This window comes from Pollutibacter soli (assembly GCA_029269725.1).
GTDB lineage: Bacteria > Bacteroidota > Bacteroidia > Chitinophagales > Chitinophagaceae > Pollutibacter > Pollutibacter soli.
In genome coordinates, this window is sequence record JARJHS010000002.1 from 626,591 (window position 1) to 652,429 (window position 25,839).

Genomic DNA, 25,839 nt, shown 5'->3' on the forward strand with positions numbered 1-25,839 from the left:
ATGCCCCGTGAGAATCCATTGGTTTCGGTTGTAATGCCCGTGTATAACGCAGGAGCTTTCCTGGTGCCAGCGATGAAAAGTATCCTTCAGCAAACCTTCAGAGATTTCGAATTTATAGTCATCAATGATGGTTCTTCCGATAACTCATCTCAAATCGTACGGTCTTTTCAGGATGAAAGGATCAGGTTTTTCGAACAGGAGAATCGAGGTGTGGCTTCCACATTAAACCGCGCGATTGATCTGGCAAAAGGCAAATGGATATGGAGGCATGATGCGGATGATACATGCCTTCCGGATAAACTGGAACAGCAGGTAGCATTTCTTTCGCAGCATCAGGAGTTTGTAATGTGTTCAACACAAATCGCTTTTATGACAGAAAAAGGTTGTGTAGCAAAGTCGTACAAACAACCATCAGACAATTTTTTTTTAGGTAACGAATATATTGACGTCCGGAGATCGCATTTCAGGCCATATAGTCCTATCACGCACGCTACCGTATTGATTGAAAAAAAAGTGTTAGAAGATCTTGGAGGGTACAGAACATTTTTCAAAACAGCGGAAGATGTCGATCTGTGGCTTCGCCTGATTCAGAAACACAAAGCGGCAGTGATACATCGCTGTGATTATTTTGTGAGATTGAATAAAAGTTCAGCAACACAAAGACTGGGTAACAAAAACGAAATCTTCAGAAACCTGGCATTTCGTTTTTTTGAACAGAGGGCTGAGCGACAAACAGATGACCTGCAGCGGGGCGTTGAACCAGAAACTGATTCGCCTCCGTTGGAGGTAAAACAGGAAAAGAAAGCCGCTGGTAGAAATTATCAGTCGGATTTATTGTTATACTATCTTCCCCTTCATCTGAACGCACATGATTATCGGGCTTCTGCACGAATAGCAATGCTTGCACTAAGGGAAGGTTGGAGGGACATTAACACCTGGAAAACACTTGCTATCCTGGCGTTGGGTAAAAAAGCAACTTCAAAAATTGTTGCTGCAAAAAAAAGAATCGCCCATTGACTGATACGGGGTCACAAAGATTTTATGTACAATTAGAAAGTCTTAGGGGAATCGCCGTATTTCTGGTGTTGATATCCCATTTTATCGTTGTAAAATATTTTCCCGGGTTAAAAGTGTTCCGTTTAGGTTTTTTGGGTGTGAATTTGTTCTTTGTTTTGAGCGGATTTCTGATCACAGAAATTCTGCTCAGGGAAATTCATGCGCAGAAAAAAACCGGTGAAATTCTGAAGAATTTCTATGTTAAAAGAGTACTGCGCATATTTCCGATTTACTACCTGACGATTGCATTATTGACCATTTTTGATGTGCAAAACAGCAGGCATGATGTGGTTTGGAGTTTTACTTATACGCTCAATATTAAAGACATTTGGTTTGGTGGAATCAGCGAAGTCATGGGTCATCTCTGGTCTCTTTGCGTTGAAGAACAATTTTACCTGATCTGGCCATTACTTCTTATCCTTGTTCCACTTCTGCTGAAAAGATATTTCGTTATTGCATTTATATGCCTTTCGATCCTGCTCAGATTTTTAACCACCACATTTCAGTTCCGGGAGTTTGAAGTATTTAATCACAGTGCAATGATGGCATGTATGGACTCATTAGGACTTGGAGCACTTCTTGCCCATACAAAATTGACCAGGATAGAGTTCCTGAAAAAACTCTTATCATATCGATGGTTGCCTTTGTTGGTTCTGGTTTTCTTTATCATTCTGAATCTTGTTCTTCCAACACAGGGTGTGATACTTCAGACTTTTAGTGCAACACTGTGTGCAATTATCGGATTTTATCTTGTAGGATGGGGAGCATTGAATATGCCAACTTTATGGTCGAGAATAGTAGACCATGCACCTGTGAGGTATCTTGGAAAAATTTCTTACGGTGTTTATATATATCACCTCGTACTTTTAGTATTATTTGAAAGAAGATTTTCAAATTGGTGGAAATCGATCATAAAAGGCAAAATCAATTTTCTATACTATAACAGTTGGATAATGTCTTTTCTGGCTTTTACTGCGTTGACGATAATAATAGCGACAGCTTCTTTTTATATGATTGAAAAGCCACTATTAAAATTAAAAGCGAAGTTTTATTGATGGAACCTTTGATTTCAATAGTGATACCCAATTACAACAGGGCGCACACCATCCTCGCTACAATACAATCGGTACAGGCTCAGACGTATTCGAATTGGGAAATACTTTTTGTTGATGATAATTCAGATGATGGAAGCCAGGACCTTGTAAATATGTTGTCGCGAGAAGACAACAGGATGAGAATTATAAAAAGAGAGTCTGGGATGAAAGGAGGCAATGCATGCAGGAATTCGGGTATGCGGGCCAGCAGGGGACGTTATATAGTTTTCCTTGATTCTGATGATCTGCTTTGCCATACATGCCTGGACCAAAGGGTGAATGCAGCCTCGTTACATTCAAATCTCGACTTCTGGGTTTTCCCAGGCGCAGTGATTTTCCCGGATACAGAGCATAAACCGGTGATGTGGAATGTCAGAAGCAGTAGGGGAATTAGTGACCTTCAAAGATTTGCCGCATTCGATAGTACCTGGCAAACGAGCGGCGTTCTCTGGACAAAGGATTTTCTTGAAACGCATCGACTTGAATGGGACCCTGCACTCAGTATCTGGCAGGATATCGATTTTCATCTCCAGGCACTACTGCTAAAGCCTGGCTATGAGGTTTTTTGGGAATCGACTGTTGATTACTTTGTTCGGGGCAATTCTGCCGATAGTATCAGCAGGACAAAATATTACACCGAAGAAAAGAACCGTTCAAGAATTTATTTCTGGAACAAATATGCAGAAAGACTGTCGGCTGAAAATATTGATCCGGCAAGCCTGCGTAGTTTGATGTTTACCGTTTTGAAAACGGCGTTGCATAGCCGAAACAAGTCACTTGCAAAAGAGGTGCTTTTTTTTGGTGTCGATAAAAGTGTTATTACTCCAGCCGAGTATTCACTTATGAATAAAAACCTTCTCATGGAAAAACTAAGTCTGGGCATCATACCCAGGTTTCGTTTCCCGGATCAGCAGGTAAATAAACTTTTTAAAAACGCACAGAGTGAGACGCTACAGAGGGTCCCGCTTGATGCTGAACCGGAATATACCTGAGTAAACGTGCCCGAAAGCAAAAACATATTGATATCAGTTGTAATTCCCGTGAAGAACGGAGAAACATGGATTGAATCCTGTCTTGCAGGTATCCGGAAACAGACTTTATTCAATCAGATAGAAATATTGATTCTCGATTCAGGATCTACGGACAACACTTTACCGATCCTTTCACAGTATCCCTTTAAGCTGATCCATATTAATGGTGCTGAGTTCAATCATGGAAGTACCAGGAATATTGGTGTTCGGGAGGCTAAAGGAGAATATGTATTGCTGACTGTGCAGGATGCCCGCGCTGCGGGAAAGGATTGGATGGAAAGAATGGTAAATGTTTTTAAAAATGATCCTGAAGTTTCGGCTGTCTGTGGCGGGCAGGCGGTGCCACATGACTCCGATAAAAATCCGGTCGATTGGTACAGACCTATTTCTGCATTGCAGGTACAGAAATTTCAATACAGCAACAACAGCTTTGAGAAGTTATCTCCTGAAGAGAAGCAATTTGCCTGTCGCTGGGATAATGTAAATGCCATGTACAAGCGAAGCGAGTTGCTTGAGATACCCTTTCAGCATTTGGTATTTGGAGAAGATATGGCCTGGGCAAAAGATGCATTGCAAAGCAACAGAAAGATTGCTTATGATTCCGGTGCTTTTGTTTATCATTATCACCACGAAACTGAAGATTATATTTTCAAAAGATTACTTACGACCTGGTATTTCAGGTATAGACACTTCGGGTCGTTGCCACCAAAGGATGTCCTCAATTTTAAAAAAAAATTGAGAATTTTTAAGTTACTGGTGTTTCACTCAGGTAAGCTGAGTTTAGGTCAGCAATCTTACTGGTGGAAATATAATATGATGCGATGGAAGGTTCGCATGAAAGTATTTTCCATGTTTCACGAAGCGCTGACGAAAGGCGAATCACAACTTGATCAGCTTCATTTTCAATATTGCGGAATTGCGCCGCAACATACAGCACGCCAGAAACAGGGTGCGCAAATAAATTAAATTTGCAACAACAAAATTTAAACACGAAACAATTTTGTCAGTCCCATTGGTAAGTGTGCTTATGACCGCCTATAACAGGGAGAAATATATCGGAGCCGCGATTGAAAGCGTACGTGCATCTACATTTGAAAATTGGGAGCTGATAGTTGTTGACGATCGTTCTTCTGATAAAACCGTTGATATTGTAAAAAAAATTTCCGAGTCAGATAGCAGGGTAAAACTGCATATCAATGAAAAAAATCTCGGCGATTATCCCAATAGAAACCGTGCAGCGGAACTCGCCTCGGGGAAGTATTTGAAATATGTTGATGCAGATGACTATATCTATCCCTGGGGATTGCAGTTGTTGGTGGAAGCCATGGAAAAGTATAGTGACGCCGGGTGGGGATTATGTTCACTTCATCAATCAGATAAAGCACCTTTTCCCTTTATACTTTCGCCGCGGGAAGCTTACCTGTATCACTACAAAGGCCCGGGACTTTTTCACAAGGCGCCACTTTCTTCAATTATAAGAAGAGATGTTTTTCAACAGGTAAATGGTTTCCGTGAAATCCGAATGGCGGGTGATTTTGATATGTGGCACAGGCTTGCAAAACAATTTCCGGTCGTACTTATGCCGCATGGCATTGTTTGGTATCGCAGGCATGGAGAACAGGAGGTAAAAGATTATGAGAAATACCTGGATGTTTATGAGTCATTAAGAAAAGAGCATTTACTTGATCATTCTAATCCTCTTTCAGGTGAAATGAGGCAAGAGATATCAGCAGATCTGAAAAATAAATATAAAAAGCAGGCAATGCGATCCTTTGTGAAAATGAAATTGTCTGCTGCGAAGAGATATATGCGCTTTGCATCGGCCTGGAAGTAATGATTGAGTTTAGCATGAGCAAATCTCCCCTTCGGTTTGGTATTGTCGGTTGCGGAAGAATCTCGCAACGCCATGCAGAGCAGATGGCGGCGAGAGGAATCATAACAGGTGTTTGCGATATTGTAAATGCGAAGGCAGAACAGCTTGCAACACAGTATGGTGCCGTTGCTTTTACTGACCTCGATTCGATGTTGCTTTCAGAGCATAGGCCGGATATACTTGCCGTTTGTACACCAAACGGTTTACATGCGCAACAGAGTATTCAGGCTCTGGAGCATGGTTGTCACGTACTCTGTGAAAAACCGATGGCAATTCATTACAGTGATTGCGAAGAAATGATTGGTGCCGCAGAAAAAGCAAACCGGATTTTATACATAGTAAAGCAAAATAGGTTTAATCCACCCGTTTTAGCTGTAAAGAAGATTCTTGATGAAGGTGGATTGGGAAAATTATACAGCGTACAAGTGAATTGTTTCTGGAACAGGCCTGTAGAATATTTCAACGACGGATGGCGGGGATCATTGGACCTGGATGGTGGTTGCCTGTACACACAGTTCAGTCACTTTCTTGATCTGTTGATATGGATGGTAGGTGAACCAGACGAAGTTTTTGCAATAACAAATAACGCGGGCCATCAAAATTGCATTGATTTCGAAGACCAGGGCGTTGTTATATTGAAATTCAAAAACGCCTGTATAGGTAACCTGCATTTTACCATTAATAGTTTTGCCCGCAATATGGAAGGTTCCATTACTTTATTCGGAGAAAAAGGAACAATAAAAATTGGTGGTGAGTATCTGAATACACTGGAATACCAGAAAATGGAAGGACAGGAAATAAGAAAGCTCGAAAAAGGCAACCCAGCGAATGATTATGGCCATTATACAGGTTCGATGAGTAACCATGATAAAGTTTACGAAAAGTTGGTTTTCGCAATAAACGAGGGAATGAATCTAAAGAATGATTGCGTAGGGGCTTCGCAAACAATTCGCCTCATCGAGAAAATCTATCATTCGGCATTTCAAAATAGCAATCTAAAATCAAAGGCAGAGATAAAAGAAACAACTTAATTGTGAATCAATATTATCGGAAGGTTGACGGACTAAGATTTATTGCTATTGCCTTTGTGCTGATTGAACATTTTGCTCAGTTTATTGGCTCTCGTTTTTCTGCTGGCTATTATGGTGTCGATTTATTTTTTGTAATCAGCGGATATCTTATTACAAATATTCTTCTAAAATCGGACGAAAAGAAATTCGGAATAGCATATAAAAATTTTCTTGGTCGAAGGACTTTGAGAATTTTTCCCATTTACTACCTCACTATTCTTGTCCTTTTTCTATTGCAGTTGGAAGTAGTCAGAGAATATATAGGCTATCTTCTCACTTATACTTTTAACTATGCGTTGATTTATTTTGATTTGAGATTTACTCCTGTCAATCATTTCTGGTCGCTTTGCGTTGAAGAACAGTTTTATATTTTCTGGCCATTTGTAGTTCTTGGACTTCGGAAAAATCTTCAGGTCCTGTTATCTATTATCATCGTGATGATAGTAGTCTCCTATGCTCAGTTATCCTTTTCAATTATCGAGCCTTTAAATCCATACAATTACGTGGGTTTGTTAACCCGAATGGGATCGCTTGGATTTGGTGCCCTGGGCGCAATTCTATATAAGACTGAAAAAATTCCGACTGAGATTTTTAAGAATAAGTACGTAGAGTATGGGGTGTATGTCCTGCTAATCATTTGTTTGGTTACAACCTATCGTTTCAGATATATTTTTCTCGGCCTGTTTTCATTGTACCTGGTTTTGAAGGCTTCTCATTCTGAATTTAACGTCCGCTGGATTAATAATTTGCTGAAGAGTCAGTTCGCCGTCTATATAGGAACAATCTCATACGGGATCTATGTGTTCCATGTGCCGATAGCTTATTATTTTTCTAAATATATTTTTGACCCTTTCTGGCTTTCTTTAGATTTTAATGTCATCCCCGGGCTTAGTGTTGTAAGATGGCATTCATGGATAATAAAACTTCCGCTATTTTCCGCCCTGACCATCGGAGTAGCGTCACTTTCTTACAGGTTCATTGAAAAACCAATTCTTTCTCTGAAAGATGTTTACTTTAAAAATTGATGTCTGAAGAGGTATTGATGTATGAGCTTTAAATTTCAAAATAAAACTGTTTTTATATTGTCTCCTGAAAAATGGGGAGTTATGCGGTTTTCAAAACATCATTATGCATTAGAGCTCGCAAGCCTGGGCAACAAAGTCTATTACATTAATCCTCCGGAAATTTCCTGCAAGGGTGTTGAGATTAAAGGTGCTGAAGAAACAGAAAACCTGAAGATAGTCACCTACAAACCAGTCTATCGTGGTAAAAGATTTCTTCCTGCTTTTGTATTCAAACAATTATTGAAGGAGCAGGTGAAAATACTTTTGAAAGAAACGGGAGTTACGCCCGATGTTGTTTGGTGCTTTGACCCTTATCGCTTTGGTAACCTGAACTGGTTTAAAGCTAAAGTAAAAATATTTTTTCTCGCTGATTTGCTGGCCCTGGATTATCTTCCTGGTGAAGCAGAGACTGCTGATTTTTCTCTTGCACTTTCTGAATCGAGAATCAACCAGTTAAAGCGTGGTCACCGCCCGGTATTTTTTATCAACCACGGATTGAGTAATTACTATGCTGTCAGAGCTAAATCTCGTTTAGCGGAGTTAATGCGCAGTTCTGAAATCATTCCTGAGAAAATTACTGCAGGTTATATTGGCAATCTCCTGATGGAAGCTCCCGACAGAGCAACCATGAAAACTATAATTGAAAGGCATCCCGAAATAAATTTTATTTTTTGGGGACAGTACGAAAGACAGGGACAACTTGTTGCGTTTAATAATGACTCTGTATTTGAGTTTATTGATTTCCTGAAAAAGCAACCCAATGTTGTTCTCAAAGGTCCTGTGCACCCGGAAGTACTCAGTAGAGAAATCACCGGTGTGGATCTGCTTTGGGTATGTTGGAAATTAAACGTGAGCAAGATGTGGGATGGATCAAATCCGCACAAGATACTCGAGTACCTGAGCACAGGCAAACCGCTGGTGACTCATCATATGGATGTGTACAAAGACAGCGATTTGGTGGATATGATGCCGGGCGACGATAATACCGGCTTTCCCGATCTTTTTGATCGCGTTGTGGAGAGGGTCAGCAAAGGAGAGAAAACAGAATTGCAGAGAAAACGAATTGAATTTGCTTTAAAGAATACCTATCTCGAGCAGATTCACAGAGTAGAAAACATTATTAATAAAAAGGCAAACTGAAAACAGAAAAGTGGCTGAGCGTTCCGTGAAAAAAGTGTGTTTGCTGTCTGATCATCACGTGTCTATAAACCCACGTCTCTGGAAAGATGCATTCTTTTTTGAGAAACATGGTTTTGAAGTTGTGATTCTAACCATGTGGATTTCTTCAGAATTAAGAGAAAGAGATTTCGCTATTTTGAAAGGACACAAGATTCAATATAAACCTTATTTTAACCTGATACCAGGAGAAATTTCTGGTAGCAGTTCATTTTATTATCGCACCCGCAAAAGGTTGTGCTCTGAGTTAGTCAGGATTGGAATAGAACTTCCTTATGCAATCAGTTACGCGCCGGACCTGATGTATACTGCTGCACTGAAAGAAGAAGCAGAATTGTATGTCGCACATCTGGAATGCGCATTTCACGCAGGAAGAAAACTTGCTGCAGCTGGAAAAAAAGTAGCTTTTGATTTTGAAGATTGGTATAGCAGAGATTATCTGCTTCCGGGGCGACCTGTAAAATTGCTCAAATCATTAGAGAAATCAGCATTAGTGGAAGGCGTTTATTGTGTAGCAGCGAGTAAATCGATGGCAGACGCAATTAAAAAATCCTGCCAGGTAAATGCTGATGTTACTGTCATTTACAACGGTTTCAGCAGTGATGAAAATATTGATGCAGTTCCTGCTGAAAAGTTGGGTAAATCAAAACCAAAGCTGATCTGGTTCAGCAGAAATCTGGGACCCGATCGTGGTATCGAACAGCTGGTAGAGATGGTGTCCCGTCTGAGATATCCGGTAGAACTTCATTTATTGGGAATGAATGATCCTGATTATGTTAACCTGATCAAGAGTCTCTTTCCATCGGCAGATGGCCACGAGTTACATATTCATGATTTCATCGAACACAAACAATTAATACCTTTTCTTTCAGGATTTGATATCGGGCTCGCTGTTGAAGTGAGCAATTCCGACAGTCGAAAAGTGACCATTACCAATAAAATTCTTCAGTATCTGCAGGCAGGCTTGAAAATAATGGCGACCGATACACAAGGTCAGATTGAAGTAGCGGAGCAATTTCCAGGAAATATTGCGATTGTTAATTCGGATGATATTTCCAGCTGGGCCGATGGGGTATCAAAATTGTTACAAACAGAAGTAGATTCTGGCCAGGTCAAAAAACGGTTTACGGAACTTTTTTCGAGAGAAGTTCAGGAGAAAAAATTATTAAAGTTGATTCAAAAAAAATTTCTGCATGTCAGCTATACTACAGAAAGCGCTTGATTTAGTACCATTCAGGTTTCGTGATAAGATCCGCAAAATTCCCGTACTGAAACAAGTGCAGAATTTTCTGGTTAAGAGAATGATGAATGACAAAGAATTTGTTGCCACGATTTCCGGTGGCCCCGCAAAAGGATTGAAATTCCCTGTAAGAATGCCTGGTGATAAACAGATGTGGATCGGCACCTGGGAAATTGAATTTTCGGAAGCACTGGCTGCGAATATTCAGAAGGGTATGGTGTGTTACGACATCGGAGGATACAAAGGATATTATGCAGGCGTAATGGCATTGAAAGGGGCGTCGAAGGTATTGGTCTTTGAACCTATGCCAACAAACATCAGAAATATTCAGAAGCTGATCAATGAGAACAAAAATCTGCCCATTGAATTAATACAGGCGGCTGTTTCCGACAAATCCGGCACGGCCATTTTTAAATTGATGCCGGAGGAAACGATGGGTAAGCTTGAGGCGAGTGGGTTCCAGGCAGGCGAAAAGGGATTGCAGGATCTGGAAGTCACCTGCGTTGCATTAGATGATCTTCAGCAAAAAGGATATGCGGCGCCTGACTTTATAAAGATCGATGTGGAAGGTGCCGAGGAGTTTGTACTTAAAGGAGCTTTGAATTTGTTGCGTACAAAAAAGCCATTATTGATGATTGAAGTACATTCTCCGGCTATAGGAAAAAAATGTCTTGAACTTCTCGAACCCATATATTCATCAATCGAGGTTTTTGAAACAGGCAAACACCCTCGGGAAGGGACACCTGAAATCTGTCATTTCACAGTTCGCGCATAAAAAACCGGAAATTCTTTGCTTATAATAACCCAGATTTGATTTTTATTTCAAGATTGACAAAGACCGGGAAAAAGGTTGAGTCCGGAAATCCCGGAGGGCAAAAAATTGAGATCGTGGAAACCATCCGTGGTTTTGCGGCTCTTGCCGTTTGTCTTTTTCATTTTACAAAAACGAATATCAGTTTTTCAGGGTCATCGCAGTATTTTAAATCAGTATTTACCTGGGGATGGGTTGGTGTTGAGGCTTTCTTCGTGTTGTCCGGATTTATCATCGTTTACTCGCTGGTAAAAAGCAAGTACACGCTTAACAGGTTTTTTAAATTTTTTGCGAAGCGATGTGCACGTATTGAACCTCCCTACCTGATTTCAGTTTTGCTGGTAATAGTTCTGAGTTATCTTTCCGTGAATGCACCGGGATACAAGGGCGCTGAATTTAAAGTGAGCGTAGGCCAGGTGTTGTCACACATCGCATATTTACCCGAGCACCTGGGATATAAATGGCTGCAACCAGTGTATTGGTCGTTGGAAGCAGAATTCCACTATTACATTCTGATCGGTTTGTTTTTACCTTTTCTTTGGAAAAATCTTTATACACTTATCGGAGGTTTTCTGATCGGGTTAACTCTCAGCTATTTTATTCCCCTGTATGTATTCAGCTATATGCCTTTGTTTGTGATGGGAATTTCAACAGCTGCATATAAGCTTGACAAAATAAGTCGACCATTATATCTATCGATTTTACTACTGTCCGTTGCTGTTAGTCTTAGTCGTGGCCAGCATGTTGTAATGTCTTTGACGGGCCTTGCAACAGCACTTGCCATCGTTTGGGTAAGATTCAACAATGGAATTACGGAGTTTCTTGGAAAAATTTCTTTCTCTCTATATCTTATGCATGTGCCGATAGGTGGAAGGGTTTTGAACTATGCAGGACGTTATGCAAACGAAGACTGGAAAGTGTGGTTATCGATTCTTGTTGCACTTGCTGTTACCATTTTCGCCTCCTGGGTTTTTTACCGCCTGGTAGAATATCCATCGTTGTTGCTTGGCAAGAAAATTAAATACAAGGATTGAAAAGGGTTTTGATCATATCTCCACATTTCCCGCCCATCAATGCAGCAGATATGCACCGTATCAGGCATAGTCTTCCCTACTTTCGGAATTTTGGATGGGATGCGGAAGTGATCACTGTAAAACCTGAGTTTGTAGAGTCATACAGCATAGATCAACTTTTGGTTGAAACAATTCCCAAAGATATACCCGTACATTATGTCGATGCATGGGAAATAAATAAAACGAGAAAGTTTGGTCTCGGTAATGTCGGTATGCGTTCTTTTTTTCAGTTCCGAAAAAAAGGTAATGAACTACTGAAGAAGAAAAAATTTGATCTTGTTTATTTTTCGACAACCGCTTTTCATGTGATGGCGCTTGGACCTTATTGGCAACGAAGGTTTAAAATCCCTTTCATTGTTGATATACAGGACCCATGGCGTAATGATTTTTACCTTGACAAACCTGCCAGTCAGCGTCCGAAAAAATTCTGGTTCGCCTATACGATCGACAAATTGCTGGAAGCATATACCATTCCCAGGGCGGACGGTGTAATCAGCGTATCGGTTTCATATTGCAAGACGTTCAAAGAGAGATATAAAAAATTGAAATACAGGGAATGCAAAGTCATTCCTTTTGGTGGTTCGGTAATGGATTTTTCTGTGATGGAAAACTCTGCTATACAACCGGGTATCCAGTTGGATAAAAACAAAATCAACCTGGTATACATAGGTCGGGGGGGGCATGATATGAATTTTGTTGTGAAACATTTTTTTGAAGCGATAAGGAAATTGTCGCAGGGGAACGATCCAACATTTTCCAGGATACAATGCTGGTTTATCGGAACCAGCTATGCCCTGCCAGGCAAAGGGAAAAAAACAATCGAGCCTGTAGCTCGTGAAATGGGTTTGCAGAATGTGACAGAAATTACTGACCGCATACCATTTTTCGAAACGCTTAAGCTCATGCGGACAGCAGATGTACTTTTCGTACCGGGTTCAACAGATGCAGGTTATACCGCTTCTAAGATCTATCCCTACATTCTTGCGGAAAAGCCATTGCTGGCGATATTCAATAAGCAGAGTTCAGTGGTGGATATTTTGAAGGAGACCGGCGTTGGCGAAGTGATCAGTTTTGCCAGTACGGAAGACTCGCCCGCCCTTGTTGACGAAATTACTGAATCTCTGAAACGATTAATCCAAACCCGAACCCATCATTTTACTTATAACCGCACTGCATTCGATAAGTATTCAGCTGAAACTATGACAAGGCGCCAGTCGGATTATTTTGATAATGTGTTGAACGAATTTCGTTCCTGATATTTTTATTTCTTCAATGAATTTGAAAAGACTGGCTATTATAAGTTCGCATCCTATCCAATACAACGCGCCACTTTTCCGGTTATTAACCCAACGCGCCAGGATTAAGGTTAAGGTTTTCTATACGCTTGAAAAAAAAGCAGTGCAGTTCGATCGTGATTTTGGCAAAAGTATCGAATGGGATTTACCATTGATGGAAGGTTACGAATGGCAATATGTATCTAATGGCGGAAGTGATAAAAAAGATTTCTGGGGCGTTAAAAATCCTACGTTAGAAAAGGAAATTCAATACTGGACACCAGATGCAATAATGGTATACGGGTGGAATTACTACAGCCATCTGAGAGCCATGCACTATTTCCGGAAGCAAGCAACCGTCATTTTCCGTGGTGATTCAACATTGATTGACGAAGAGCCCGGATTGAAATCGTTTTTGCGGAGGAAATTTTTGAGTTGGGTTTATAACGGAATTGACAAAGCGCTCTATACCGGTGAAAATAACAGGGCTTATTTTGTGGCCACCGGATTGAAGAGTAATCAATTAAAATTCGGTCCGCATGCGGTCGATAACGAGCGGTTTGCAGAAGCTGCCGCAAATTTCAAAGATGAAGCCGATGAATTAAAAAAGTCAATGGGTATTTCTGCACATGAGAAAGTGATTGTTTTTGCCGGAAAATTTCAGCCTAAAAAAAATCCCTTACTGCTACTGAAAGCATTCAATGAGTTGAACCCAAAGCAAGCTCACCTGGTTTTTGTCGGCAATGGAGAACTTGAATCGGATATAAAGAATTCAGCCGAAAAAAATTCCTGCATCCATATTTTACCGTTTCAGAATCAACTGCGGATGCCACTGATTTATCAACTGTGCGATATATTCTGTCTGCCGTCTGCCGGACCGGGTGAAACCTGGGGACTGGCAGTAAATGAAGCCATGGCCTGCAGAAAAGCAGTACTTGTCAGTGACAAAGTGGGTTGCGCAGTGGACCTTGTGGATGATGGGCAGAACGGTTTTATTTTTAGGTCGGGTGATATGATTGATTTGAAAAAAAAGCTGAGCAACTTGTTGTTCATGAATGATACCAACGTTATGGGCAGCAAATCGTATGAGAAAATCCAGGAGTATTCGTATACTAAACTGGCTGAAAGTATAGAAACACTATTATAGAAAAATTATCAGACAGTACAGCCAATATATTTTCTCGACTCTTTATTTCGTCTGCTTCCTGTTCAGTATAATAACAGACGCATATGGGGGAATAGGGTATGCACTATTAATTACATTGATCCTTGCCATTCTTTATAAGCTCGGTAAAGGGATAGTATTGCTTGAATCAATTGCATTAATGTACGTAATCACCTGCGTGGTGATGCCTATCCTGGGTTATGAAGTTTATAATTATAACCATTACCTCTCACGTGTTCTGGTTAAATACATGCAGGTTTCAGAACATACTTATTTCAGTTATGCACTACCGGCAATATCGCTTTTTGTTTTCGCGATGACGTTGCCGATCAAATCGGAACAGACAACAGATATGGGCGCTGCGATTATGAAACAGTTTGCCCGGATACGTCAGATCAATAACCGTAATCCCAAACCCGGGATCGTCATTGTTTGTACGGGAATTGTCATGCTGTTTGTTTCCCGATTGCTTCCATCATCTTTGAGATTTGTAGGTGACCTGTTTTATTTTTCTTCTTTCGCGGCTATACTTTATGTGTATCATTCCGATAATCGAAAGCTCAAAATTATCCTGATCCCATTGTTTGTGGGTGTGCTCCTTGTAAGCGCGCTGAATTCTGCGATGTTTACGGTTATCGCCTATATGGGAGCGACAGTTTATTCTTTCTTTCTTATCGGATCCAAAGCAAGCCTCTTTAAAAAAATAACCATATTTCTTGCAGGAGTTGTTTTTATCCTGGTGTTGCAAAATGCAAAAAGTATATATCGTACTTACGTAATGCAAAAGCAGTACTCCGGAAATAAAGCTGAACTTTTTGCCGGCATTTTATACGATCAGTTTACCCGCGGCGATGCATTGATCGAAAAGGATGCTTTTTTCTTTGTATTTATCCGCATGAACCAGGGGTGGAATATCTCCAACGTGTTGAAAAAAATTCCTTCTCAACGGGAATATGAAAATGGCCGGCAGTTATTGCGCGTTGCCTTTGCATCGGTCATACCCAGGTTATTCTGGGCAGATAAACCGGAAGCCGGGGGGAAATTCAACATGCAGTATTATGCAGGTTTGAAGATTGAAGGATGGTCAACAAATATTGGTCCCTTGGGTGAAGCCTATGGAAATTTCGGAGTCGGCGGCGGAATTATTTATATGTTTTTATTGGGTTTATTTATTCGATGGATTTATAAAAAAGTATTCAAACTCGGAATAAAAACACCGTTGCTGATTCTTTGGTTACCTGTTCTTTTTTACCAGGTAACCTATTCCGCTGAAACCGATACTTTACAAATCCTTAACTCTCTGTTTAAAACATCATTTTTTATATATCTTATTTACCGCTTTTTGCCTTCATGGTTTGGTAAACAAAAAACTGGTGTATCAAAACCAGTGCTACCCATGAGAAACACGATTGCGGCAAATAATTAGACCTCTGGACGAAAATCAAATTTCATCCTTCAACACATGAGTAAATTTTTCAGAGCATTACCGGAATTTAAAGGGAAGCGAAGATTAGGTCGCCTCTTATTTAAAAACAAAATCAACGAAGCAAGAGATATCGAGATAACCGGGAAGATGGGCTGTCGATATAGCCTTCCAAATATTCGTGAAAATGTAGCATTCAGTATTTTTATTAACGGGATATATGAGGAAGATACATTTCGCTTTTTGCGTGATACTGTTCCACCAGACGCATTATTTCTTGACCTTGGAATGAACATTGGATCAATTTCAATCCCGCTATGCAAAGCAAGGCCAGATATTAAAGTTGTTGGGATTGAAGCTTCGCCATGGGTAATGGGATATCTGGTAAAAAACATCAGTGTGAACAGTCTTGACAACAGGATAACCCCACATAATTATGCGCTGTTTGACGAAGACGACCAGGAACTGAAATTCCTCAGTCCGAAAGATCATTTTGGCCAGGGCTCATTATCACTGCACAATTCTTCCGAAGATGTTATTCTTGTGCATTCGATAAAACTGGATACGTTCCTGCAGAAAAACAAGATTCAAAAAGTTGGCTTTATAAAAATCGATATTGAAGGCTACGAATACTTTGCGTTCAAAGGTGGACTGGAATTGTTGAAAGGACCAGATGCTCCGGACATTCTGTTTGAATCAAGTGACAGAAATGAAAAACTGGCAGGTGTCGAACCAGGTGGATCCCAGAAAATTCTTCGCGATGCCGGGTATAAAATTTATAAAATAGAAGATGGGAAAAAAGTGTTGCAGCATGACATTCTCACAACTGGTTTTTATATGTTGTTTGCGAGTAAGAAATAGGTTGCTTGTTTGATGAGTGAGAAACCAACGGTTTGCTGGATCGGGAGAAAAAGAAGCGATACTTTTTTTAGTATTGAAAAAGTATTCAGCAGTATCAAGCCTTTTCTGAAAGGGATTAATATACTTGAAAAACAGGCGCTGTCAAAATCAGCTGACCCGAAAAGTATTTTCAATAATGGAAGATATTTTTCAAAACAACGTGCGGATTTGTATCATATCACTGGCGATGTACATTATGCCGCTATGTTTTTGCCGGGAGATAAAACTGTTTTAACGATTCATGACTGTGTTTTTCTTTATCATCCTGACAGGTTCAAAAGAATTCTTCTGCGATGGCTTTGGTTAAAACTTCCTGCGAAAAGGGTAAAGTATATCACGACAATCTCTGAGAAATCAAAAGAAGAGATTCTGAAATTCTCGGGTTGTTCACCGGATAAAATCATTGTCATTCCCGATCCGGTTGATGCAGCATTTGTTCCGCGTTCGGTCAGGCCGGCTCATGTAAAACCCCGGATTTTACAGATTGGTGTAAAGTCGAATAAAAACCTTGAACGTGTTGCAGAGGCACTGAAGGGTATCAATTGTACGCTTCACATCATCGGGAAATTAAATGATAAGCAAACAGATCTGTTGAATAAAAACCAGGTTGACTTTACCAACCGTTTTAATATTTCTGAGGAGGAGTTGATCGAAACTTATCATCAAAGTGATTTGCTCCTCTTCGCATCTCTTTATGAAGGATTTGGATTGCCGATTATAGAAGCGCAGGCTTCGGGAATTCCAGTCATTACCAGCAGCCTTGAACCAATGCGGTCAAATGCAGGTAATGGCGCACTGATCGTTGATCCGGAGAATATCGAATCCATCCGGCACGGCGTTCAGCAATTAATCAATGATAAATCTTTACGCGAAAAATTGGTGGAAGAAGGATTTAGAAACGTTCAGCGTTTTCGACCGGAAGTTATTGCTGAGTCTTATCAACAGATTTATAAAAAAATATTGGAAAGTATAGGCGAGTGAGTACGAAAATGACTTCAAAAAAAAAGTTGCTGATAATTGTCGACTGGTTTTATCCGGGTTACAAAGCCGGAGGTCCGATTCAATCAACATTGAATCTTGCTTTTGCTTTAAAAGACAAATACGAAATAAAAGTATTAACAACCGATACCGATCACGGCGAAACAACACCGTATCCGAATGTTGAATCGGGAAAATGGATCCGCAATCTTGATCCGGAAATTCAGTGTTATTATATGCGTAAGTCCGGTTTAACTCTGGATGAGATCCGTAATCATATTATTAAAGAGGATGCTGATTTTGTGTACCTGAATCACATGTTCTCTCCCAAGTTTGTAATCTACCCGATGTGGTTGAAATATTCAGGGAAATTAAAATCCAAGATGATGGTTGGTCCCCGCGGTGCATTATATAATAGTGCCCTCGCGGTGAAACCCTGGAAAAAATATCCGTTTCTGTGGCTACTGCAAACGCTTAAAATTCAGAAAAGAATCACTTTTCACGCGACAAATGACAGAGAAAAGAACGCAATTGAAAAGTTTTTTCCGGGTAGTAAAATAATTGTTGCTGACAATCTGCCAAAGTCAAATCAACCTGCATATATCGGGTTGGAAAAACTACCTGGTGAATTGAAATGCATTTTCATTTCGAGGATTGTTCCAATAAAAAATCTTTTGTACCTGCTAGAGGTGATGAAAGATCTTCAGGGAAATATTGAACTGACAATCGTTGGTCCGATGGAAGATGCAGGTTATTGGGAACTGTGCAGGGAAAAAATAAAACAGTTTGGCCCGCATATAAAAGTGAATGTTCTTGGTCCGAAAAGTAATGACCTGCTTACCGGACTGATCCGCCAGCATCATTTATTTATTCTTCCTACTGAAGGAGAAAATTTTGGACATTCTATATTTGACGCTTTCCTTAGCGGAAGGCCGGTTCTGATAAGTGATCAGACTCCCTGGCATAAATTAACAGAGAAAAGAATCGGTTGGGATTTGCCACTGGCAGATAAATCAGCATTTTTGCGGAGCCTTGAGGAATCTGTGAGATGGAAACAGGAGGATTTCGATGAGCATGCAAAATCTGCATGGCAATTTGGTTCCGCTTTTATAAAAGACCAAAAAAGAATCGAAGCATATCAAATGCTTTTTTCATGAAGACTGTAGATAATTCCACTTATAAAGTTACCATCGAAATCGGGGCCTCCCGGATTAAACAAATTCTCTGGTACCTGACGAATGTTATTTTTTTCAGGAATCCATTAAATATTATTTCTTCTTCAAAAGTGTTGCTGCTGAAGATTTTTGGCGCTGAACTGGGAGTTGGAGTAGTTGTGAAACCTGCGGTCAACATTAAGTTTCCATGGAAATTGAAAATTGGTAACCATTCCTGGATCGGCGAAGGTGTATGGATTGATAATCTTTCTGAAGTTGTGATCGGTAATAACGTTACCTTATCGCAAGGCGCGCTTTTGCTTACCGGCAGTCATGATCATACCAAAACAAGTTTTGATTATCTGAGTTTTCCAATCGTCCTTGAAGATGGCGTATGGATAGGTTCAAAAGCGGTGGTATTTGGAAATGTAACCTGCGGAACCCATAGCATTCTTGGAATAAACTCTGTAGCTGAATCCGATCTTAAACCATATACGATTTACAAAGGAAATCCTTCCGTACCAGTGATCGAGCGTGTGATTGAGTAGTCCACCCCGGGTAAAAATTCCTGGCAATACTTAGTTCATTGCTATATCTCTCCCAACACAGTCAATACTTACCAGGCGCTACCGATTCGTTTTACAAACAGCCTGATTTTCAAAAATATAGAGCTCTTTTTATACGGACTGACGATTCTAAACGTTTCAGTCATAAGCAATAAGAAGGCAAAATTCTTTAAATCCTGGCTGATTCTGATGCGACTGAATACTCCTTAATAAAGGTTAGTTCGTCCCAGAATGGCCGGTTTCGGTATTAAAAGACTAACCCTGTACCTTTGCGCGGGATACCAACTGTCGGGATTACCATCATTATTGCGAGGTTTGTTGTACCGTTTTTTCGAATCATTATTATCGGTAATAAAGAAAAGGTCAGATAAGTCATCATGAATAATACGCTGAATTTTAATGATGTGAATCATAAATTGTTGAAGACTGCACTGAGGATTAGAACAGTCGAAGAGAAATTTCTGCAGCTTTTTTCAGAGGGCAAACTTAATGGCACCGTTCATACCTGCGTCGGACAGGAATTTTCAGCGATCGCATTCGCGGGGCAGCTGAAAAAGAGGGATTTTATCTTTTCCAATCATAGATGCCATGGCCATTACATCGCTTTTACCGGTGATGTACGTGGACTGCTGGCGGAACTTCTTGGTAAAAAGTCAGGTACTTGCGGTGGCATTGGAAGCAGTCAGCACCTCTGTCATAATAATTTTTACTCGAATGGGATCCAGGGAGGTATTGTTCCGGTGGCTGCAGGATATGCGTTGGCGAATAAATTGAAAAAGGCCAATGCGGTTGGAGTTGTCTTTATCGGAGATGGCACACTTGGCGAAGGTGCATTGTACGAGACCATGAACATCATCTCGAAATGGGAAATTCCGCTCCTCATCGTTTGTGAGAATAATTTTTATGCTCAATCGACTGCTCAGAAAACCAATCTCGCGGGAGATATCTTATCCCGACCTGAGGCCTTTGGTATCAAGACCTGGAAAGGCGATACCTGGAACCCGGACCAGTTGATGAAAACCGCTGCAGAAGCAATTGATTATGTCAGGGAAGGAGTGAAGCCCGGATTTTTCCTGGTGGAGACATATCGTTTGAATGCGCACTCCAAGGGCGATGATGACAGGGATACTGAAGAAGTAAAAGCATATACTGAACGCGATTATATCAATCAGTTCAAACGCGATTCGCTTTCCTATTATAATAACTATCACGGTACCATAACCGAAGAAATCGATGGTTTAGTGACGGAGATCCTGGCGGAAGAAGAATTGCCGATACAGGATTATTTTGAAGTTCAGGATGAAGTAAAGAACGATCGCTGGCAACAAATCGAACCAATTGCGAAACGCCAGGTGGAGTTATTGAATCAATTCTTCAAAGAGCAAATCGTTAACGATGATCGCATGGTTTTCCTGGGAGAGGATATACTTTCTCCGTATGGTGGTGCTTTCAAAGTTGCAAGAGATCTTTCTTTTCTGAAACCCGATCGTGTTTTTTCAACTCCTATTTCTGAAGCAGCAATTACCGGTATCGCAAATGGGCTTGCGCTGAATGGTTTGAAGCCAATTGCGGAGATCATGTTTGGTGATTTTATTACGCTTGCATTTGATCAGATTGTGAATCATGCAAGTAAGTTTCACCACATGTTCAATAAAAAGATCAAATGCCCCGTAGTGGTACGTACTCCGATGGGAGGTAACAGGGGATATGGTCCTACTCACTCACAAACACTCGATAAATTCCTGATCGGCATCGATAATGTAAAAACAGTTGCACTTAATACATTTATCGATCCGGGTATTGTATACAAGTCGATTTATCGTGAAGAGCATCCGGTAGTGGTAATTGAGAATAAGGTTGACTACGGCAAGAAGATCCTGCATAATGCTTTAAAGAACTATCGGTACGAAAGAAGTGAATCAGATTTCCCTGTGGTAAGGATTAGTCCTGCGATATCTGAACCTACATTGACCATTGTCGCTTATGGCGGCATGGCGGACATGGTAGCAGGAATACTGGAACAGATATTTATTGAAACTGATCACAAAGCGGAATTGATTGTTCCCACCCTTATTTCTCAGCTCCCCATTGATGTAATAAAAGAATCGGCGTCACGAACAGGCAGCCTGGTGGTAATTGAAGAAGGAAGCCCGGTCGGAGGTATTGGAAGTGAACTGATCGCGAGTATTATGGAATCGTCTGATCATTATATAAAAGCAAAAAGAATTGCGAGCCTGCCTGTGCCGATTCCATCGGTGAAATCATTGGAGAATATTGTTCTCCCCGATAAAAACAGGATTATCAGGGAAATCGCAGAAAATTTCAATTAAGAGTATGGGTCTGTTGCAGGAAATAAAAGTTCCGCTGATCGCTGTTAATGATACAAGTCTGACCGTTGTTGAAATCAGTCATGCGAATGGCGATCATGTACAGAAAGGGACGACGGTGATGGTTTTCGAAACCTCCAAAACAACATACAATGTGGAAGCAGAGGTCGATGGCTTCATTAACTACCTGTGCGAAGTGGGATCGGATTATGAGGTAAATGATATTGTTGCCAGAATATTCAGCGGTAAAGAAGAAGCTGATACTGCGACTATTCCTCCAGCCGAATTGCAACCACCTGCAGTTCATCATCAGAATGGCCAGACAATCGCTGCTGCATGGACAGGAATAACCATTTTTTCTAACGGAGCTAAAAAGCTCATGGAGGAAAGTAAGTTAAATACAGAAGCTTTTGCTGGCCGGGACTTTGTCAATCTTACAGACGTCGAATCATTACTTGGTATCAGGAAAACACCTGCAGCACCAAAAACGGCCGCGGCAAAACAGGTTTCTGCGAAAGAGCAGGAATTACCCGTGCCGGCAAATTCAACAAAAGTAAAACTGACAGGTTCCAAGAAAAGAGAAATAGAATATCTGGGGAAAGTTCAATCAACAGGATTAACGAGTACCATCAATACGCATGTTGAAACAGATGGAATATTCATCCATATCAACAATGCGCTGGCTGTACTAAAGAACTCTTTACTGCCGGTTATTGTTTATGAAACTTCGAGATTGCTGAAAATCTATCCTTTGCTCAATGGATATTTTTCCGGTGACAGCATCATATTATACAATGATGTAAACATCGGCTTCGCCATTGATATTGACAAAGGACTCAAAGTTCTGAATGTCAGGAACGCCGACACGAAACAATTAAGCATAATCGAAAATGAGATCGTTGATTTATCTACTAAATACCTGGATGATAAACTGGCTGTTGAAGAACTCACTGAAATAAGTTTTACGATTACAGATCTTTCAGGCGAGGATGTGAGTTTTTTCAGACCGCTGGTAAATATGCAGAATAGTGCCATACTAGGTGTGTCTTCAATAGATCAGAAACTTCAGCGACTCTATCTTAGTATGAGTTTTGATCATCGTGTGACGGAAGGAAAACTCGTGGCTCAATTTTTAAAGGATCTGAAAAACAGGTTGGAATCATACCGGGGAAATGGCGGTAAAACACTAACGTCTACCATCACCTGTTTCAAATGTGCAAAAAGGTTATCAGAAGACCTGAGTGACACGGGTTTTGCCAAAGTTCTTACTCCATCGGGTGAAGAAGCCTACATTTGTCAGAGTTGTTTTAAAGGATTTTAATTATGGCACAAAAGCTGAAAGAACTTGTTTCAGGGTTTATAAAAATTCCGGCTGATCAGATTGATAGTGCAACTCCTATTGACAGATCGGTGGTAAAAAATTCTATTTTACTGCATCGGATGTATGCCAGGTTGAAGGAAGAAAATATTATTGTTAACGATTATTGGGAAGTAAAAACCTTTGGTGATCTGCTGTCTAAATCAGGAAACAGTGGCATTGGCATCAGTAAAAATAATTCTGTAAATGCAGTTCACCCTGTTTCCGGAGATAAAGCTGAAGGAATTGGAATTGATATTGAAGAGATATCAGCATTACCTGTAGTTTCTGATTTCAGAACTAGTCCATTTTACGAGATGAATTTTTCGCCGGGTGAAATTTCTTACTGCATCCTTCAACCCAATCCGTACAGTTCATTCGCTGGAATTTTTGCAGCCAAGGAAGCAATAATCAAAGTGAATAATTCTTTTAAAAGCCTTCCTTTTTCTTCAATTGCTATTCATCACCTTGAATCAGGTAAGCCTGTTTTCAATGATTTACATATTTCTATTTCACATACTGATAATTATGCCGTTGCGGTGGCACAGCCGGTTACAAAAGCTGAAACTCCAAATGCAGCTCCGTCAATTGTTCAATCTCCCGCTCCAGCCCAGGTGCAGAGAAACAACGCTGGTAGTATCCTGGCATTTATTGCAATCATTCTTTCACTGATCGCTATCTGGGCTGTATTCTCCAGGTAGTTTTATTTTATAGACAGTTTTACAAGATGGCATAATTCTGGTTTTGAGAGAACTTTAAACTTTCTGTAGATTTTTTGTTCAAACATTATATGAAAGGAACTTTCTCAACAAGGTTATTAATATTCCTCCGCATTATTTTTTTGGTAAGTATTGGGCAACAATCTATTGCCCAGGAAGTAGAAGAGTTTAACGGACCGTTTGCGAGTTGGGCGAATGTGAAAACAAGGTTTCATGCAAAAGGTGACGGTAAGCATGATGATTACCAGGAATTACAAACTGCCATTGATAGTCTCACTGTAAACAACCTCGCGTTTAACGCAAAGGAAAATGCATATACTGTTCTATATCTTCCGAAAGGAAATTACAAGATCAGTAAGACTTTAGTAATGCGCGGAAAAATTGGTGTGCAAATTATCGGAGAAGATCCGGAGCAAACGACGATTACCTGGGCCGGGGAAGAAAATGATACGATGTTCTGGTCGAATGGTTCGGCTTATTTCAAAATCAGCAGGATCACGTGGAATGCGAATCGTATTGCCGGGATTGAGTGCATTGGTCTGCATTGGAAAGACAAATGGAATATTCGTGCTGATAAAGACAAACCAGCAACAAGAAGTTTTGCCAGCGTTTACATGGAACTTTCTGATCTTCATTTTGTCGGGAACCCAAAGATTGGAATCGGAGGCGGCACAACAAGAGGAGGGCCATCTTCCGGTACGGCAAACAATGATTCCGAAGTAACGATACGCAGATGTACTTTCAATCAATGCACATTTGCGGGAGTACGTATCACGGGATACAATGCCCTCGAGTACTGGATCTGGGATTCAAAATTTTTTCAGTGTTATTCAGGAGTAAATTCACTCCAGGGCAATTATCATTTATACAGAAGTTATTTTTCAGAATCGGGCTATTGTGATATTGTGAATAATCAGGGGTATTATACGTCAGCCAGATTTTGCTATTCAGAAAATTCCAATGCATTTTCAGTTGATTCCGGAGCGAGTAGTAATCCATTCAAAAGAACTTTCCAGGGCAACACTATTATCAACACAAACTATACTGCCATACAATACAGCCATGTCGGAAGAATAACATTATTTGACAACACGATTTCAAATACAAAGAAGTCAAAATTTGCGCCGGCAGTTCAACAGAAAAGCTGGCCCAATACATCGTACCAGATTCTTTCCATCGGAAATAAATTTGATCGCCAGGATTCATCGATAAGGATTGCAAACAAGAATCAGAAAATATTCAGAAAGGATGATGTAGTGTTCAGAGAGGCGAGAACTATTGAATCAAAACCTTTCCTGAAAAAAATGCCATCGTGCCCGGTTTTTGTTGAAAGAAAAATATTTGAGTTGAAGCCAGGTGATGATGATCGAGCGGTACAGGCAGTGATAGACCAGGCGGCAAAACTTAAAGGTAGCAGACCTGTTGTTCATTTTCCATTTGGAACTTATGTATTCAACCAGCCTGTTGTCATTCCCGCAGGATCGGATGTACAGATTATCGGTGACGGCATGCGTTATTCTTCCACTATCCGCTTCGCAAAACCCGACGTATTTAAGGGAAATTGTTTGTTTAAGATTAAAGGTCCTTCTTATATAACCATCAGGGATATTCAGATTGGCGCACCTGGTGGGCCTAAAAGAAATGGGATTGAATTCGATGCTATCGATGAACCAGGATCTTTTGTAAAAATGGATCAGTTGTATTCGGTCTCAGATACGACCGTTTTCATCAACAGGTTCAATCATACTTATTTCGAGAAGAATGATTCCTACATGACCGATGGCACTGTAATCATCGGTGGAAAAAAACAGGCAGAAGGGGACGGGTCATTACAGATGAATTGTTTTGGAGGGCAGTTCAGCAAGCTGGAACTAAGGCACAATGCGCAGTTTGTAGCAAAAGATTGCTGGTGGGAAGGCAAAAACCCAAAACCACTATATTTAAAAGGTGATGGAGATTTAACTATCGACGGTGCTAAAATCGCCCCTCATAAAATTGACAGTCTGCCGATTGTAGACATAGATCAGTTCCGGGGAAAAATCAGTCTGATGAATATGTATGTGCAAGGCGGCATAAAGGTTGAACCAAAGAATCCAAAGCTGGAATTTCTATATTGGAACGCTCACATCTATTACCAAAAAGACATTAATTCCGCGCTTGGACCTGACTTTAATGGAAGGGCTTTATTTGCTGGTATCACCACGCAATGTTTTTATAAAGATGATCCTTATTGCAAGACGATCAAGGCTTCAGAGAATAAGTCGGCGAATGTGAAAGATGAGACTGCGTTTTTTGTAGAAATGACCCAACAGGACAGATTGGCCGTTCCGCGTCACTTTGATCACGCATCTTCCGGGCCATCAAGGATTTATATGAGCAGAGTGCTCTTGGAGAACTTTACTGTTGCTCTTCAATTTACCCCATAAAACTTCCGGGCATTTAAGTATTTAAATAGCTTTGCAAACTGAAATCATACCCGGCCAGAATT

Annotated in this window: 22 protein-coding genes; all 22 read left to right on the top strand. The window is 40.5% G+C overall.

Features of this window, described 5'->3' with window-relative positions; translation table 11 throughout:
* Positions 1–1,017, top strand: coding sequence for a glycosyltransferase family 2 protein (locus P2W82_RS07190; RefSeq protein ID WP_336515177.1), 1,017 nt, complete (start codon positions 1–3; stop codon positions 1,015–1,017).
* Entirely contained in the window at positions 1,014–2,111 is a 1,098-nt protein-coding gene (locus P2W82_RS07195) for an acyltransferase family protein (protein WP_336515178.1), read from the top strand. The genes P2W82_RS07190 and P2W82_RS07195 overlap by 4 nt, the downstream gene beginning before the upstream one ends.
* Positions 2,111–3,142: a glycosyltransferase family 2 protein gene (locus P2W82_RS07200; RefSeq protein ID WP_336515179.1), complete on the top strand. Its 1,032-nt coding sequence runs from the start codon at positions 2,111–2,113 to the stop codon at positions 3,140–3,142. Before P2W82_RS07195 ends, P2W82_RS07200 begins: the two co-directional genes overlap by 1 nt.
* A 27-nt stretch (positions 3,143–3,169) precedes the next feature.
* Positions 3,170–4,147 (top strand): glycosyltransferase family 2 protein, encoded by a 978-nt coding sequence (locus tag P2W82_RS07205; protein WP_336515180.1) that lies wholly within the window; start codon positions 3,170–3,172, stop codon positions 4,145–4,147.
* 34 nt (positions 4,148–4,181) lie between these two features.
* Entirely contained in the window at positions 4,182–5,015 is an 834-nt protein-coding gene (locus P2W82_RS07210; RefSeq protein ID WP_336515181.1) for a glycosyltransferase family 2 protein, read from the top strand.
* 14 nt (positions 5,016–5,029) lie between these two features.
* Positions 5,030–6,085, top strand: coding sequence for a Gfo/Idh/MocA family protein (locus tag P2W82_RS07215; protein WP_336515182.1), 1,056 nt, complete (start codon positions 5,030–5,032; stop codon positions 6,083–6,085).
* A gap of 2 nt (positions 6,086–6,087) precedes the next feature.
* On the top strand, positions 6,088–7,149 hold the full coding sequence (locus P2W82_RS07220; protein ID WP_336515183.1) for an acyltransferase family protein: 1,062 nt from the start codon (positions 6,088–6,090) through the stop codon (positions 7,147–7,149).
* An 81-nt stretch (positions 7,150–7,230) separates the two neighbouring features.
* Positions 7,231–8,328, top strand: a complete 1,098-nt coding sequence (locus P2W82_RS07225; protein ID WP_336515184.1) for a glycosyltransferase family protein — start codon at positions 7,231–7,233, stop codon at positions 8,326–8,328.
* A 10-nt stretch (positions 8,329–8,338) separates the two neighbouring features.
* Positions 8,339–9,586, top strand: a complete 1,248-nt coding sequence (locus P2W82_RS07230) for a glycosyltransferase (protein WP_336515185.1) — start codon at positions 8,339–8,341, stop codon at positions 9,584–9,586.
* Positions 9,558–10,379: an FkbM family methyltransferase gene (locus P2W82_RS07235; RefSeq protein ID WP_336515186.1), complete on the top strand. Its 822-nt coding sequence runs from the start codon at positions 9,558–9,560 to the stop codon at positions 10,377–10,379. The genes P2W82_RS07230 and P2W82_RS07235 overlap by 29 nt, the downstream gene beginning before the upstream one ends.
* Before the next feature lie 35 nt (positions 10,380–10,414).
* On the top strand, positions 10,415–11,449 hold the full coding sequence (locus P2W82_RS07240) for an acyltransferase family protein (RefSeq protein ID WP_336515187.1): 1,035 nt from the start codon (positions 10,415–10,417) through the stop codon (positions 11,447–11,449).
* Entirely contained in the window at positions 11,446–12,744 is a 1,299-nt protein-coding gene (locus P2W82_RS07245; RefSeq protein WP_336515188.1) for a glycosyltransferase family protein, read from the top strand. The genes P2W82_RS07240 and P2W82_RS07245 overlap by 4 nt, the downstream gene beginning before the upstream one ends.
* A gap of 16 nt (positions 12,745–12,760) precedes the next feature.
* On the top strand, positions 12,761–13,909 hold the full coding sequence (locus tag P2W82_RS07250; RefSeq protein ID WP_336515189.1) for a glycosyltransferase family 4 protein: 1,149 nt from the start codon (positions 12,761–12,763) through the stop codon (positions 13,907–13,909).
* A 115-nt stretch (positions 13,910–14,024) separates the two neighbouring features.
* Positions 14,025–15,353 carry a hypothetical protein gene (locus P2W82_RS07255; RefSeq protein WP_336515190.1) on the top strand — a complete coding sequence of 443 codons (1,329 nt, stop codon included), beginning with the start codon at positions 14,025–14,027 and terminating at the stop codon, positions 15,351–15,353.
* A gap of 36 nt (positions 15,354–15,389) precedes the next feature.
* The gene (locus P2W82_RS07260; RefSeq protein WP_336515191.1) at positions 15,390–16,211 is read left to right on the top strand and encodes an FkbM family methyltransferase; all 822 of its coding nucleotides are present in this window, start codon (positions 15,390–15,392) and stop codon (positions 16,209–16,211) included.
* 12 nt (positions 16,212–16,223) lie between these two features.
* On the top strand, positions 16,224–17,231 hold the full coding sequence (locus P2W82_RS07265) for a glycosyltransferase family 4 protein (protein WP_336515192.1): 1,008 nt from the start codon (positions 16,224–16,226) through the stop codon (positions 17,229–17,231).
* Positions 17,228–18,385 (top strand): glycosyltransferase, encoded by a 1,158-nt coding sequence (locus P2W82_RS07270; RefSeq protein WP_336515193.1) that lies wholly within the window; start codon positions 17,228–17,230, stop codon positions 18,383–18,385. The genes P2W82_RS07265 and P2W82_RS07270 overlap by 4 nt, the downstream gene beginning before the upstream one ends.
* A complete protein-coding gene (locus P2W82_RS07275; RefSeq protein WP_336515194.1) occupies positions 18,382–18,930 on the top strand; it encodes a WcaF family extracellular polysaccharide biosynthesis acetyltransferase in 549 nt (182 codons plus the stop codon). The genes P2W82_RS07270 and P2W82_RS07275 overlap by 4 nt, the downstream gene beginning before the upstream one ends.
* A 395-nt stretch (positions 18,931–19,325) precedes the next feature.
* Positions 19,326–21,278, top strand: coding sequence for a dehydrogenase E1 component subunit alpha/beta (locus P2W82_RS07280; protein ID WP_336515195.1), 1,953 nt, complete (start codon positions 19,326–19,328; stop codon positions 21,276–21,278).
* A 4-nt stretch (positions 21,279–21,282) separates the two neighbouring features.
* Positions 21,283–22,596, top strand: a complete 1,314-nt coding sequence (locus P2W82_RS07285) for a 2-oxo acid dehydrogenase subunit E2 (protein ID WP_336515196.1) — start codon at positions 21,283–21,285, stop codon at positions 22,594–22,596.
* 2 nt (positions 22,597–22,598) lie between these two features.
* The gene (locus P2W82_RS07290) at positions 22,599–23,333 is read left to right on the top strand and encodes a holo-ACP synthase (RefSeq protein WP_336515197.1); all 735 of its coding nucleotides are present in this window, start codon (positions 22,599–22,601) and stop codon (positions 23,331–23,333) included.
* An 89-nt stretch (positions 23,334–23,422) separates the two neighbouring features.
* On the top strand, positions 23,423–25,777 hold the full coding sequence (locus tag P2W82_RS07295) for a right-handed parallel beta-helix repeat-containing protein (protein ID WP_336515198.1): 2,355 nt from the start codon (positions 23,423–23,425) through the stop codon (positions 25,775–25,777).
* Positions 25,778–25,839: the final 62 nt, after the last annotated feature.